Source organism: Akkermansia massiliensis (assembly GCF_018847375.1).
GTDB classification, from domain to species: Bacteria; Verrucomicrobiota; Verrucomicrobiia; order Verrucomicrobiales; family Akkermansiaceae; genus Akkermansia; species Akkermansia massiliensis.
In genome coordinates, this window is record NZ_CP072036.1 from 2,358,689 (window position 1) to 2,375,134 (window position 16,446).

General features: G+C 60.4%; 3 protein-coding genes. All 3 read left to right on the forward strand.

The window, feature by feature from the left end:
* The first annotated feature begins 437 nt into the window (after nt 1-437).
* Nucleotides 438-9,173 carry a beta strand repeat-containing protein gene (locus J5W70_RS09825; protein WP_215841914.1) on the forward strand — a complete coding sequence of 2,912 codons (8,736 nt, stop codon included), beginning with the start codon at nt 438-440 and terminating at the stop codon, nt 9,171-9,173.
* Between the two features lie 40 nt (nt 9,174-9,213).
* The gene (locus J5W70_RS09830) at nt 9,214-9,681 is read left to right on the forward strand and encodes an autotransporter outer membrane beta-barrel domain-containing protein (RefSeq protein WP_257228536.1); all 468 of its coding nucleotides are present in this window, start codon (nt 9,214-9,216) and stop codon (nt 9,679-9,681) included.
* A 769-nt stretch (nt 9,682-10,450) separates the two neighbouring features.
* On the forward strand, nt 10,451-16,357 hold the full coding sequence (locus J5W70_RS09835) for an autotransporter domain-containing protein (protein WP_215832787.1): 5,907 nt from the start codon (nt 10,451-10,453) through the stop codon (nt 16,355-16,357).
* The last annotated feature ends 89 nt before the right edge of the window (nt 16,358-16,446 follow it).

Below are 16,446 nucleotides of genomic sequence, written 5' to 3' on the forward strand. Positions count from 1 at the left end.
GCTTCTGCTCCCGCGGCGGAATTTCCGGAAACAAGCGGTTTCATGATGAAATCCTTAGGAGGTTTTTTACTGTGCCCTTCATGGATGGCTTCCCGGCTGCCTGAAGGCCCTGCATGCAGGGAAAGAAAATGAACGGATTTGAAATCCGGTGTCAATCTGGAAGTGCCGTTTCCAAAGCTTTAAATTATTTCCGTTATCTCCATTCTATTCCATGCCCTCATTCAAATTAGCCACATTATTCAAAAAACAAAACCAACAGAATTTAAAATAAACATCTGATCATAAACAAATTATTTCATTTCCACCACTCTCACGACTTCCCTGACGCCCTTCTTGTCCGGATTTCAAATCCGATATTTCATCTACCTAATAGCATGTCTCATTTCTGCTAAAAGACCACGTCTTTCTCAATATATTTATAATTAATTGTTTTCTTTATGAAGCTGCATTTGCCCCTCAATTTGTTGTCCGCTCTTCTTGCCTGCTGCGCTGCGTTGTCCGCCTCTGTTCAGGCTGATCCCCTCACCATTACGACCAACCAGACGTTTGATACGGACGTTACCTGGAATGAGGCTACGACCATCGGCGCCAACGACCTGACGCTGACCATTGAGGCCGGAAAGACGCTTACCCAGGCGGAGGGAGCGTTCAACGTCGGGGACAACAGCCTTACCATTACCGGCGGCGGCGTGTTCAAGATTGAAACGGCGGCTACCGTGAAAGCGGGGAATGGCTCCGGAACCAGGACCCTGACCATTGACAACGCCACGCTGGATTTGAGCTCTCCGGGAGCCAGCCTCAGCATGAAAGGGGATAATTATACGCGCTACAAGGTAACCGTCACCAACGGCGGCGTGCTGCGCGTGGGAGAATATGCCTATGACGGCGCGGGGCTGGGTTCCATGGCCGTCAATACGGGGTACTGGACCTTGAACAACGGGCGCCTGGAGATTACCAAGGAAAGCGACGGAACCTTCGGGAACGGCCTGACAGTCGCCGCGGGCGGCGGCGCCGTGGAGGTGGTGAATGCCGGCAGCACCATGTCCATCACTGCTGACAACACTCATAATATCCAGCTGAACGGCGCCCTGACCATTACCGGAGCAGGGAACATGATCACGGGCAGTGACAATGCATTCCGTGGAACCGGGCGTTTGATCAAGGACGGCTCCGGAACGCTGACCCTGGCCAATTCCTCTTCCTTCACGGGCGGCGTGGAACTGAAAGGGGGCACCCTCATTGTCAGCCATGCCTCCGGAATGGGAACGAACAAGAACCTTTCCGTAACGGGGAATGCGGCCATCGGCGGCATTTCCGCGGGGTACGGCGGGCTTTCCCTGTCCGCGGGAGCGGGCCTGGACGTCTCCGCCGTGGACAGCAATGCCGGCCTGTCCATGACCGGCGGCGTCCTGTCCCTTGGGGGGCAGAATACGATGACCGGCAACCTGAACCTGGGAGCGGCCGTGCGGATTGACGCCACTCACATGACGGTGAACGGCAATCCCCTGCTGGCCCTGAACGGCGCCCTGACGGTGAACGGCAGCCTGCTGCTGGAGAATAGCGACAGCGTGAGCTGGAGCGCGGGCACGTACAATCTGATTAATGCCACGGGCGGCATCACCGGGGATCTGGCCAATACCATTCTGCTGGGGACCGAATACATCGGCAACTGGAGCACGACGGACAATACCCTGAAATTCGTCGTGGCGCAGGTCACGTCGCTGACCTGGACGGGCGGCGGAGACAATACGTGGACGGTGGGAGGAACGGGGAATTCCCCCTGGAATGCGGGATTGTCTTTTGCCAACGGCAACGGAGTCATCTTCGGCGACGTAGCAGGCAATGCACCGCAGACCGTGAACATCGCCGGACAGGTGAATCCAGGCCTGATCGTCGTCAATGCTGAGGCAACCGGTTACACGTGGACGGGGTCCGGTTCCCTGGTGGGAAGCTCCAAGCTGCAGAAGACCGGCAGCGGAACCTTGTCCATCGCCACGGACAACGCCGGTTTTTCCGGAGAAGTCCTGCTGGGCGGCGGCACGGTGGAAATGCAGCATGCCTCCGCGCTGGGCACCGGCAGCATCATCTTTAATGGAGGCGCGCTCAAGTACGGCACGGGCATTACGGCAGACGTCTCCGGCCAGATCAAGACGGATGCGCTGGCTTCCAACTCCATTCTGGTGGACACGAACGGGAATGCCGTAACGTGGGCTTCACTGGCCGGCTGGACGGGGACCGTCACCCGTACGGGAAGCGGCAGCCTCCTGCTGGGGGCCGGCACTTATGGAGGCAAATTGACCAACAGCGGCCCCGGTTCCCTGGTCATTGGCGCGGGGGACTCCACCCTGAACGGGGGAATCAACGGCACCATCACCAAGACGGGTACGGGAACGTTAACGCTGGGCCTTAATTCCTTCAACGCTTCAGGAGGAGGAACGCTGGTTGTGGAACAGGGCACCGTGATGCTTGCGGACGAAACCGGAACATGGAGCTCCAACCTGAACATTACGCTGGGGGAAAATACCGTGATGGACGTAGCGGGCGCCAGAACCAAGGTGACGGGGACGGGTACTCTTACCATGGGGAACGGCTCCACCCTGCATCTGAGGAACGGAAATGCCGCCGGCGCGAATTTCGACATGAAAATCGTCCTGGATGCCGCAGGAGGATTTGCTTTCCTGAATGGAGCCATTTATGGAAATGCCACCGCGGTTTCATCCACCATCACCGGAACGGGCGGCCTTAAAATCATTTCCGATGCCGGGGGGAACAGGTGGGGTTTTATAACGGGCTGGGTGAAGAATTCCTATGACGGGGATACGGAAATAGCCGGAACGGGCAACCTGGTCAATCTGACGTACAATATCGGGGACGCCTCCATCGTCTCCGGCCAGACCCTGACCCCGTGGGGGCAGGGCAACGTAACGCTGGGCGGCAGTGAGAAAAACGTCACCGTGACGTTCAGCAACTTGAATTCCAATACCGTCACGGGGGGAGTTTCCCTGGACGGGGACATCACCCTGAAAGGGACGAATGCGGCCACGGCGCTGAGCATTTTTAACGGAGCCACCGTGAACGTGAACCTCAACGGCAAGGTATCCGTGGAAACGTCCGGCACGGGAACGGCGGCCATCGCGAGCGGGGACAGCCTCCAGATGCTCGGCGGCCTGGGCGGAACGGGCACGCTGGCTGTCAATACCCGCAACAATGCGGGAGCCCTGACGCTGGGCGGGGACGTCTCCGGTTTTTCCGGAACGCTGAACCTTTCCGGAGCCAACCTTTACCTGAATGCGGATACGGCGCTGGCCGGAACGCTGAACGCCTCCACCGCCAAGGTGACGGCGCTGCGGAAGCAGAACGTGACCGGAACGCTGAACGCCGCTTCACTGGCCGTTGACGGAAGCGCCCTGAGCGCGGACGGAGCGACGCTGACGGTGAGCAACCTGGCGCTGGGCGCGGATGCGGGCGTCAGCCTGGACATTAACGGGAATATCACCGCGGGGACTTATACGCTGGTTTCCTGGGACAACCTGACGGCCGGCAACTTCGCGGATGCGGGGACGATGACCCTGACCGGGGCGCTGGCCAGCCTGTACCAGGGAACCTTCAACGTAAACACCGGGGACAAGACGGTGACCGTTTCCGTCAGCATGGCGGACGGCGTGGTAGTCTGGGACGGCAACCCGATCGGCGCCGTGGACAACACCACAACCTACCTGTTTGACGGTACGCACACGGGAGTGGCGTCCCTGACGGGGGACGTGAATGCCAAGGCCATTTATTTCAACAACGGGGCAGGGCAGGACCTGGAGCTGACCAACAACGGAGGCAAGCTTTCCGGAAACGGCGCCATGACCAAGCTGGGTGAAGGAAAAGTGACCTTCAACAGCTCCAATAACGATTATTCCGGCGCGGTCAACATCAAGGAAGGAACCGTTGCCGTGAAGGCGAACATGGCCCTGGGGACCGGAACGGTGACCGTGGACAGGACGGGACGGCTGGAAATCGGCGTAACGGGCGGAATTGCGGATATTCTGGGAGCCACGATGCCGACGATTAACGGAGGCACGATCGCCTTTGCTTCCGGAGGCGCCAATACGCTTGGAACCAATCTGGCCAACGGCTCCGGCATCAATCTGGAAGTGTCGGGAGCCGGAACGGCCCTGACGGTTTCCACCGCCCAGACGAAAACCGCGCTGACCACGGTGGGCGAGGGCGCGGTCCTGAACCTCGGCAAGAATGGAAACGGAGGAGAGTCCATCCTTTACGGCAACCTGATGGTGAACGGCGGCACGCTGAATACTACGGCGGGCGATCCGTTCGGCTACAATAATAGCGGGAACTTCGGCACGCTGACCCTGAACAACGGCACCTGGAATGTCGGCGGCGGCAATACGACCATGGCCAATACCAGAATGGTGTTCAACAACAGCCGGGTCATTCTGAATATACCCGGCGGGGGATTAAACGGCTTCGACTTGTTCAGCGGCACCAATACCATTGTGACGCAGCAGTCCGCTACCGGAATGAGCGTCTTCTCTGTGGCGGAGGGAGCCCCCTCCACCGGTCAGGCGAATGCCCTGACCCTCCGCGGCGGCACGGTCATCTTTGACATAGCGCGCGGGAATTTTGCGCTGGACGATACTAATACGGCAGATTTGAAGCTGGATGTAATCGTAGCCAAGGAAGGCAACGGCGCCAACCTCGTAAAGCAGGGGAACGGCGTGCTTCAACTGACCAAGGCCAGCGATTATACCAACCAGACCCTGATCAAGGAAGGGACCATCCTGCTGACGGGAGCCGGCTCCCTGGGTTCCGGAGCGGTGACGCTCGGCGGCAATGGAGACGCCTTCCTGACCTATGCGGTGGATGCGGACCAGACGGTGGCCAACGCCATCGGCGGAACGGGTTCCATCACCCAGAAGGGTCCGGGCAAGGTGACGCTCAGCGGCGCCAATACCTATGCCGGCACGACCAATGCGGAAGCCGGAACGCTGGCGGCGGGAAGCGCTACGGCGTTCGGGACCAGCACGGTCTCCATCTCCTCCGGAGCGACGCTGGACATCGGCAATTATGCGGTGAATAACGCGGTCAACGTGAAAGCCGGCACGGCGGATGCGCTCTCCACGGGCGCCATCACCAGCAACGGCGGCTCCATCGGCAGCCTGACGCTGGGCAGCTACTCGCGCCTCAACGTCACCGGAGACATGGCCATGGCTGCGGGCTCCTCCTTCACCTTTGACATGACGGGACTGACGGCGGGAGGAAACGCCCTGGTGACGCTCACCGGCGGACTGACGCTCACCGGAACGCACAACGTCACCCTCAACAACTACGACACGCTCACCGACGCGGGAGACTATTCCCTGCTGACGGTGGGAAGCGGAACGCTCACGCTCGGCTCCTTCAACATCGGAGATCTCATCAATGACGCCCATCCGGAACTGACCTACACGCTGGGACTTTCCGCGGACGGCAAAACGCTTCAGCTCAAGATTGAGTCCTCCGCGAACATGCTCACCTGGAACGGAACGGCGGACGCCGGAACATGGAGCGCGGGCGACGTGAGCAACTGGACCTACGGCGGAAGCGGCTCCGCGCCGGCGACCACGGACGGGCAGCCCCTGCTCTTTGACAACACGGCAGCCAACAAAACCGTGACGATTACGGGAGACGTGGCTCCCTCCTCCATCGTCGTCAGCAACAGCGGCGCGGACAACACCTACACCTTCCAGGGAGACGGGCACATCACGGGCGCCACGACCATCCTGACCAAGAGGGGGGACGGCACCCTGCAAATCCGCAACACGAACACCTACGGAGGCTCCACGTCCCTGGAAGGGGGCATTGTGGACATCAACGGAGACGGAGCGCTGGGAACGGGTTCCATCATCTTCGGCGGCGGCACCCTGCAGGCCTCCGGGAACGTGACGCTGACGCAGACCATGGTGCAGAAAAACGCCGGGGACGCGGTCAAGCTGGCTGCCTCCGGAACCGGCACCACGCTGACGGTGGACACGGCCGGGCAGGACAGCTTCCTGTCCCTCAACTGGAACATCTCCGGGAATGGAGCCGTGGCGCTGGGGAACATCGCCAATACCAAGATTCTCTCCGGAACCGTGACGGTGGCCAGCGGCTCCACCCTCAAGCTCTCCGGAGGCAATGAAATCGCCCTCTCCGGCGTACTCAAAAACATCAGCGGCACGCTCGCCAAGACGGACGGGGGCTCCCTGCTCGTCAAGGCGGCCAACGGCCATGACGCGCTCAACGGCACGCTCTCCAATGCCGGAGGCAGCATCGTCCTCTCCGGCTACGGAGCGGCCACGGCCAACCGCACCGTCACGGTGAACGGCACGCTGAATGCCGACCTCATTGACGTCACGTACGGCGTGACGCTGGACTTGAAGAAAGACCTTGATATCGCCACGCTTCAAATCGGCGGCGGCACCATGGGAAGCAACACGCAAGCCTCCGCGGTCAACGTCAACACGGGCGTCACCCTCACCAGCACCAGCGTCAAGCTGGGCGGGGCCAACGGCCAGGGAGCCCTGGCCGGCAACCTCAACATCAACGGCGGCACGGCCGTCCTGGGCGGCATCAACCTGGAAAACGACTCCAACTCCGGCATCACGCTGGCCGGCAACGGAACCCTCACGCTGGGCGGTGACATCACCGGCGCCTCCGGCACTCTCACCCTGGGAGAAGGCACGCTCAACTCCACGGCGGACTGGAGCGCCTCCCTCAGCGTCCTCCTCAACGCCGCCTCCGGCAAAACCGCCACCGTGGACACTACGGGCGGCAGCATCACCCTCAACGGCGCGCTCAGCGGCACTGGCAGCCTCCTGAAAACCGGCACGGGCACACTCACGCTCGGCAACGCCAGCGCAGGCTACACGGGTACGGTCACGCTCACCTCCGGCACGCTCGCCCTCACGGCGGACGGCTACAAGGGAGCGCTCAACATCACCGGAGGCACCCTCACGGGAGGAAACAACCACAAAGGAACCAAAAACGTTACCGTCAACGCGGCCTCCGGCGTCACTTCCATCTCGCTGGGCGGCCTCTCCGGCTCCTCGCTTAAAACCATCGGCATGACGGACGCCGGAACGGTCATCAGCGGCCTCAACGGCGCCGCCAGCCTGGACAGTGCCAGCCTGGTGGTGGGAACGGGCAACGTCTCCAAAACACAGGACCTGGCCGGAAGCACCTCCATGATCCAATTTGACGCGGACGGCACCCAGCTGGAAATTGAAACCCTCACCCTCACCCTCTCCGCCGACCTCATCAATGCCATGCAGGGCTGGGGAGCGGGCGACCGCACCGCGTGGCTCAACCTCACGAACGGAGCGCTGGGCTACGGCACGGCCGTCTTCAACCCGCTGCTGGAAACCCTCGGCTTTGCCGTCACGGGCATCAACGGCGGCTCCATCGGCATCACCGGTGACGCCACGCAAATCTACGCGGTAGGCAGTGAAGACAAAACCGTCTCCAGCAACTCCGAACTCGACCCGTACCGCGCGGTCATCGTGGACGGCAACCTCGCACTCAACCTCCCGGGCGTGGACGATACGGCTGACGGCCTGACGATTAACAACCTCTCCGGCGCGGCCTCCGGCGTCATCAACATCACCAGCACGAACGACAAGACGGCATCCGTCATCCTGAACAACGAGCTGCTGGGAACAGATCCGAATACGTCCGGTCCCGATACGAAGTACTCCGGAACCATCAACGGCGGCACGGCCAACATTACCAAAACGGGAGAAGGCTCCCTGGAACTCGCCGGAACCCTGAACACCAGCGGCACGCTGGACATGCAGGACGGCAGCCTTATCCTCTCCGGCACGGCGGACCTGGGCTCCATCAGGCTCAACTCCACCAACTCCGGAGACCTTTCCTCCCTGGACATCACTGGAAAAACGCAAGCGGGAACGCTCACGGATGAAGGCAACGGCGGCAACCTCGCCATCGGTAAAAACGGCACGCTCACGCTTACGGGAGCCGGCTCCGAACTTTCCAACAGCACCGTTTCCGGAACCGGCGTGCTCCATGTGGCGGACACCGCCTCCCTCGCGCTCAACGGCACCTCCAAGCTTGACGGCGTGCAGGTGGACCTGGACGGCAGCGGAATGCTGGAACTCGGCAACGCGGCCAACACCATCTCCGGCCTGACGGGAACCGGCGCGCTGAACAACGGGTCTGCCCTGGAAATCACCACCGCCGGGAATGCCTTGTATGAAGGCACCCTCAGCGGGGAAGGCAGCATCACCATGAACGGCACCGGCACGCAGGTTCTGAAGGGGAACGGCGCGATCGGGCAGGCCCTCAGCGTCACCAAGGGCACGCTGGAACTGACGGGAGCGGAAGGCGGCAACGGCTCCGTTACCTATAAGAGCCTCACGGCGGCAAGCGGCGCCCATGTGCGCCTGAGTCCGGTAGGGGAGGGAACCGGAGCGGTCAACACGACGCTCACCGTCGCCAACGGACTCAACCTGCAAAACTCCCATCTGGACCTGGTCATCAACACCAACCGTGACGACCTCTTCTCCAGCCCGGTCATCACCGTGCAGGCCGGAGACGTCAATCTGGACGGAACTACCGTTTCCCTGGGAAGCCTGGGGGACTACGACGATCCGGCGGACCCGACGGCCAACCTCAACTTCACGCTGGTGGACGCGACGGGAGCCGGAACGGTTTCGGCCAACGGAGCCACGGTGGACGCCTCCGGCTACTTTGACTTCTACTACCAGGAATTCGGCATCCGGACGGAAGGCGGCAAGATTGTGGTGACGGGCATGGTCAAGACGGAGAACGCCTTTATGGACGCGGCCAACACGGCCAACTCGGAAGCGGGGGCCAACCTGCTCTGGAACAACCGCGGCAACGCGCCGAAAGGCACGCAGCTCGGTGACCTGAGGGAAGCCGTCAGAAACGACATCCAGTCCGGCAACACCTCCCGGGCGGCACGTTCCATGGCAGCCGCGGCAGGCAGCACGGTCAACGCGCTGGGAACGGCCCAGAAGGACGCCCTGCGCGACCAGATGGGATGGATCCGCAACCGCACCACCCTCATGGGCGTCAACCCCGCCTACGTCAACGAAGACCTCCCCTACTTCCACATGTGGATGGAAGGCACGGGCTCCTACGCCAAACTGGACACCAAGGGGAGATGAAAGCGGCTACCAGCTCACCACCTGGGGCGGCACCGTGGGCATGGACGTGGACCTCAGCGACCACTTCACGATGGGAGCGGCCTTCACGGCCAACTACGGCGACCTGACGGCCAGCGCGGCGGACTCTGCGGACGGCCACCTGGACAGCTACTACGCCAACCTCTTCGGGCGCTACCAGAGCAAGCGCTGGGCGCACACATTGATCCTGACGGGTGGGTGGAACGACGCGAAGCTCAACCGCACGGTCAACTACGGGGAAGGCAGCTACAGGACGCAGGGCAACACCAACGGGTGGGGCTTTGGAGCGATGTATGAACTGACCTACGACGTGTACCTCAATGAAGACAAGAGCAGCATCCTGCAGCCCCTGGCCAACGCCTCGGTAGTGACGACGACACATGGACGGCTACACGGAAACGGGAGCGGGGAACGCGGGCCTGAATGTAGGCAAGCAGGAATGGACGACGGGAACGGTAGCACTTGGCGGTCGGTGGATGGGGCCTTGTAGGCAGCAACATCTTCGGGCGAGAAGCGCTGGCTGAGTTCCGGGTGAACGCGGCCCAGGACATGGGCGACCGCCGCGGAGAAACGGGCATGTAGGCTGCTGGGCAACCCCGGCTTCATGCAGAGCGGTGCGTGGGGCGAAGGTTGGAACGACGGCGCTGCAAATCGGAGCGGGGCTGAGCGTGCCGGTAGGAACGCAGGGAACGGTCTTCATCAACGGGAACGCGGACTTCCGTGACGGAGCCAACTCGGTGAACGGGAAGCGTGGGCTACCGGTATGACTTTCTAAGGAGAGTTGAAGTTTGAGAGAGGAGAGTTGAGCGGAGACGTTCCACTCTCCGAGCCAGCAGGGCCGTTGCGGACAAGAGCCGGGGACGGCCCTGCTGCGTCACGGAACATTGCATGCTGTGCGGCGCTTCTGCCGGCATGGTGCAGTAGCGCAGTTGATATCATATAGTGGAATAAATGATGTTAAAATGGATTATTGATTCCATCCGGAATGATTCGCAAGGCGGATTAAAAATCCGCTAGGGAACGGAAAAGCCGCCAATATACCAGAATGAACCTGCTTGCATGTTTATACTGATAAGGATACCACCACGAACATACCTGATTGCGGACCAGATATAGCATGAAAACGGTCTTCCAGGAGAGTTGCAACGCCTACGGAATCAACGTTTAAGCTTGTAGGAGGATTTTTAATCCGTTAATGATGATAAAAAGCCTCCTGTCAGGTTCAGGAGGTATTTTCACGTTCATTTTCATTAAAAATTATGAAGCTGCACCTTCCCTTGGGTCTCCTGTCCTCTCTGATTGCCTGCATGGCCGCCGTTTCCTCACCGCATGCCTTGGCGGAAACCTATACATGGCTTGGCGGAACGGATGGCTGGATCCATACAAATGCCAACTGGAATCCGGCGCCGACCAATTATGCAAACGTGTGGGCCGGAACCAGTGCCAATATTATGCAATTCAGCGGACCATATGGAGATAATGTTCAAAAGGCCGTCAAGGCCCAGTTCAATAGCTTGTCGCTGGGTGGCATTAATGTGGCGGCAGGTGCTTCAGGATTCAGTGTATCCTCCAGCGACGGCGGTTCCCGCGTCGTCAATTTCCGTGCTCCGGGAGAAGGGCAGGCGACGGTTTTCAACATCGGGGAGGATTTTTCGTTAGGATCAACGGGTACGGCCTGGGAGGGCGTTTCATTTTATGCGAATACCTTGTTCCAGATCGCTGCAGGCAAGACCATGAACGTTTATGGAGCGCTTGCGGTTGGGGAAGGGATTACTGATCCCCCCACAATTACTGTGGGAGGTGTGGGGTATTCTGGTACGCTGATTTTGAATTCGGCCGCACAGACGACGAATGTAACTGATCAATCCGTCAACAGGAACCGTCAAGCCATGACAGCGAACTGGATGGTTACGGGAGGGGCAACATTGCAGTTGAATAATGCTACTGCTCTGGGTTCGGGAATGGTGAACCTGAATGGAGGCAATTTGAAAGCGCAGCATGATGCTACCTACAATAATACGCTGACCGTGAGTGGTTCATCTGGCCTGACGGTAAACGCCGCCACGCAGTTTTCCAATGTGACTCTTGCCGCCGCGGGTTCCCTGAACATGAATGGTGGAACTCTTGGTATTGCCGCTGCTGGCAGTCTGACGCTGGGCGCGTCCGGCACGATCACAGGCAATCTGACGCTGGGGGAATCCTCCTTTTTAAATTTTTCCAATCTTCCGGCTTCCGGCGCGTCTCTGCTCAATGTGACCGGAACGCTGACCGTGAACAGCGAACTGCTTCTGGGGCAGGGAACGATAGACGGCGTGGCCTGGGCGGAGGGTTCCTATGACCTGATCAGCGCGGGCACCGTCACCGGAGTTTCTGCCAGTTCCTTTGTCCTGGGCGACAATCTTCTGGGTTCCTGGAGCACGGGGAACGGCAAGCTTACCCTGGTGGTGGCGCAGGTGGCTTTGCTTGAATGGAAGGGGGGCGACGGAATCTGGTCCGTCACTGCTCCCGCCGCTTCCCCGTGGAAGGACGACGGCGTTTACAATGATAATTCCGGAGTCGTCATGGGAGACATTGGCGGCAGCGCCCCGCAGACGGTGACCATTGATGGCGCCGTCTCTCCCACGATTATCATGGTGCAGGCGGATACGACGGATTATGTATGGGATGCCGCGGCAGGGGGCGGCTCTCTGGAAGGCAACGGTAATCTGGAAAAGACCGGCAACGCCAAGCTGACCATCAATACGGCCAATACCAACTATACCGGAAAGGTGATCCTGGGCGGCGGCACGCTTGAAATGGGAGATGACGCCGCCCTCGGCGCCGGCAGTCTGTCGTTTGACGGCGGTATCCTCCAGTATGGCGCTGGCGTGACGGCGGATATTTCCGGACAGATTTCCTCCACGAGCAAGAACTCCATTAAAGTGGATACCAACGGGAACGCCGTAACGTGGGCTTCCGTGGATAATTACAAGGCGATGGCCATGGAAAAATCCGGAGACGGCACCTTGAATCTTGGCGCCGCCGTGTATGCGGGCGCTCTGACGGTGGACGGAGGTTCCGTGTCCATTGCCTCCGGAAATGTTCAAACGAGGTTTTCCGCGGGAGTCACGGTGAATGCGGGAGGAACCCTCGCCATTTCCAGCGCCATCGATGGAATGCCTTCCGGAAACAGCGCCAACATCGTCATCAACGGCATGAGCGGAGCGGGCCGGATTGAGCTGGACAACCAGGCGGCCAAATCCCGTTTTTACATTTCAGGAGACAATTCATCCTTTACCGGGGAACTGGTCGCATCCGGGTTGAATAATAATCCGGGCAGTACAAATGATGCCCGCGACCTCCAGTTTGCCACCGCCGCCAGCATGGGGAGGGGGACGTTAACCCTGAATGGACGCGGTTTCTGGATGGATGCCGTCAACACGGCGGATACCGCCGTCATGGCAACGATCAATGTGCTGGAGAAAGGAACCTACTTGAACGGAGGGAGCGGCAAGTCCTATTACTTTGGCGGGGCATTCACCGGTTCAGGTACGGTGACCACCGCACTGGGGGATGCCTTCGCCTACTTGACGGGAGACATGACCGGGTTCCACGGGGCGTTCACCCGCACTGGCAATGCCCTGTTTACCTGGGCATTCGGCAACAATACGGCGGCGACCCTGAATGATGGCAAGCTTTTCGGGGATGGTGTGGTGTTAAAGGCTGATGGCGGAACAAGCTTGTTCAAATTCTCCTACACCAATGACCTCGTTCTGATGAACGCCACCGTAGGAGCGGAAGGCGCCCTGAACGCCAGGGTGGAACAGGCCGGAACCGGAACGCTGGTGCTGACGCAGGACAATACCGCTACGGGGACGCTCACCATTACCAGCGGCACGGTTCAGCTGGGCAATGGAGAGGGCACAGGCTCCTGGGTCGGGCAGATTACCGGGGCAGGAGCTCTGATCGTGAACAGGGCCGGCGGGTCCCCGGTCCTGGAACTGAACGCCGCTAACAATTACCAGGGAGGAACCACCCTGAACGGCGGCACGGTGAAGGCGCTGGGCGCCGGTTCCCTGGGGACCGGGAATGTTTCCGTTAACGGCGGTTCCGTTCTGGACATGAACAACCAGGCGATTGCCAACAACATCACCATTACCAAGGGAGGGCTGCAACATGCAGGAGCCTACGCCACTGCCGGCGGCGTAACCGTGAATGCGGAGGCCAATTCCGGGGATATTGACCTGGGCGGCCTGTCCGGGGACAAGGTGGGCGGCATCAATACCGCCACGGCGGGAACGGCCATTACCGGCCTGACGGGAAATCTGACGCTGACGGGGAATAATTCCCTGCATGTGGGTGCGAACAATACCACGTATGCCGCTGCCGGGGACCAGAAGAGCCTGCTCCAGTTCAATGACACGGCCACGGGCACCGTTTCCTTCGGCGGGGACGCTTCCGACCTCACGCTGCACATGGACATTGATACGGATATCCTGATCGCCATGCGCGAACTGGAATCCGTAGGCATTCTGCTGACCGACGGAACGATCACCGGCCTGCCTTCCAGCGACCTGGTGGCGTGGCTCAACCAGCACCTTACGTTCAATGCCACGCTGGAAAGCCTGGGATTCGGCATCAAGGGGGTGGAAGGCGGCAGCATCATCATTTCCGGCAGAACGGACCAGATTTACATTTCGTCCGTGGACGGTTCCACGGTGACGGAAATTCCGGCCCTTAATTCCTATGCGCAGGTGATTGTGGACACAAACCTCACCCTGAATTTTGACGTGCCTGCGGCCAATACGGACAAGACCATCATCCGGCATCTTTCCTCCGGCACCGGCAGCACGGGCAACCTGGTGGTGAATGCCGCCGGGGACGGTTCGCTGGATATCGAACTTGCGAACGATCTGGACGACTCCGTGTTCAACGGCAATCTTACCGTGAACGGTGACGGCGCGGACCTGATCAAGACGGGAGAAAAGACCCTGATGCTGAATGGCAATGTTAATACCTCCAATGCGGTGGTTGCCAGGGAAGGCACGCTGGCCCTGAACGGGAGCGCCAATAATATCGGCACGCTGACTTTGTCCTCCGCCTCTGCGGATGAACCCGTCCGCGTCGTGATCGGAGGGACCACGACGGCCACCCTGGCAGATGACGCGGAGGGCGGCTCCCTGCAAATCTCTGCGGGCGGAACGCTCAAGACTGCCGGGGATTCCACCCTGGACCAGGCGACCACCATTTCCGGAGCAGGCCGCCTGAACGTTCAGGAAGGTTCTTCCCTCACCCTGGCAGGGGAAGCCGGCCTGTTCGGAACCTCCGTGACGCTGAACGGAACGCTGAGCCTGTCCGGGACCGGGGAGAAGTCCATTCTGGCCCTCTCCGGCGCTGGAACGCTGGCCCTGAATGGCAATGCACTGTCCGTCACCTCCGCATCCGCCGTGAACGGCTCTTTCTCCGGCACACTGGACGGGGAAGGGAGCATTGACGTCTCCGGCAAGGTAACCCAGGTGATGCAGACCGGAAGCTCTACGTATGACCTGGGCGTGCACGGAGGGGGCACCCTGGTGCTGAAAGGCACGTCCGCCGCTCCCGCGCTTGACTACCGCAACGTTACGGTAGGCGCTTCCGGCACCCTGCGCATTGAGGCCATCGGGAATGGAGCAGGGGACCCCAATACCACCTTGAACGTCGGCAGCGTTGACTTCCAGAGCGGTTCCATGACGGAATTCGTGTATAACCTGAGCGCGGCCGATCCTTTCGGCTCCGCCATGCTGACGGCGGATTCCATTACCATCGGGAACGGCGCCGGCTTTACGCTTGCCAACATGACCGGCAACACGGGCCTGGGAACGTATGACAACCTGGACGGAGTGGTGCTGATGACCGCGGACGCGATTGACGGCATGGCGGAAGGGGAATCCATGTCCGTGGGTACTTCCGGACTCTTTGCCGTGTATTACAAGGATGCGACCATGGTCCGGGAAGGAAACAATATTGTGCTGAACGCCACGGTACAGCAGGATAATATTTTTAAGCCTGCGGTGAATTCCCATAATTCCGGAGCAGGTTCCGAACTTCTGTGGGGAGCCAGGAACAACCTGGACGCCACTTCCCAGCTCGGGCAGGTCATGAATGCCATCAGCACCATGGTTACGGGGAGCAATCCTGATTTGGCGGGAGCATCCAGGGCATTGGCAGCCGTAGCGGGCAGCACGGTCAACGCGCTGGGAACGGCCCAGAAGGACGCCCTGCGCGACCAGATGGGATGGATCCGCAACCGCACCACCCTCATGGGCGTCAACCCCGCCTACGTCAACGATGACCTCCCCTACTTCCACATGTGGATGGAAGGCACGGGCTCCTACGCCAAACTGGACACCAGGGGGGATGAAAGCGGCTACCAGCTCACCACCTGGGGCGGCACCGTGGGCATGGACGTGGACCTCAGCGACCATTTTACCATGGGAGCGGCCTTCACGGCCAACTACGGCGACCTGACGGCCAGCGCGGCGGACAGCGCGGACGGCCACCTGGACAGCTACTACGCCAACCTCTTCGGCCGCTACCAGAGCAAGCGCTGGGCGCACACATTGATCCTGACGGGAGGGTGGAACGACGCGAAGCTCAACCGCACGGTCAACTACGGGGAAGGCAGCTACAGGACGCAGGGCAACACCAACGGGTGGGGCTTTGGAGCGATGTATGAACTGACCTACGACGTGTACCTCAACGAAGACAAGAGCAGCATCCTGCAGCCCCTGGCCAACGCCTCGGTAGTGACGACGCACATGGACGGCTACACGGAAACGGGAGCGGGGAACGCGGGCCTGAATGTAGGCAAGCAGGAATGGACGACGGGAACGGTAGCACTTGGCGGTCGGTGGATGGGCCTTGTAGGCAGCAACATCTTCGGGCGAGAAGCGCTGGCTGAGTTCCGGGTGAACGCGGCCCAGGACATGGGCGACCGCCGCGGAGAAACCAATGTGGCGCTGCTGGGCAACCCCGGCTTCATGCAGAGCGTGCGTGGGGCCAAGGTTGGAACGACGGCGCTGCAAATAGGAGCGGGGCTGAGCGTGCCGGTAGGAACGCAGGGAACGGTCTTCATCAACGGGAACGCGGACTTCCGTGACGGAGCCAACTCGGTGAACGGGAGCGTGGGCTACCGTTATGACTTTTAAGGAGAGTTGAAAGTTGAGAGAGGAGAGTGGAGCGGAGACGTTCCACTCTCCAAGCCAGCAGGGCCGTTGCGGACAAGAGCCGGGGCGGC

Coding starts and splice junctions, on each gene's coding strand:
- J5W70_RS09835 (WP_215832787.1), top strand. CDS start 10,451: ATGAAGCTGCACCTTCCCTTGGGTCTCCTGTCCTCTCTGATTGCCTGC.
- J5W70_RS09825 (WP_215841914.1), top strand. CDS start 438: ATGAAGCTGCATTTGCCCCTCAATTTGTTGTCCGCTCTTCTTGCCTGC.
- J5W70_RS09830 (WP_257228536.1), top strand. CDS start 9,214: ATGGACGTGGACCTCAGCGACCACTTCACGATGGGAGCGGCCTTCACG.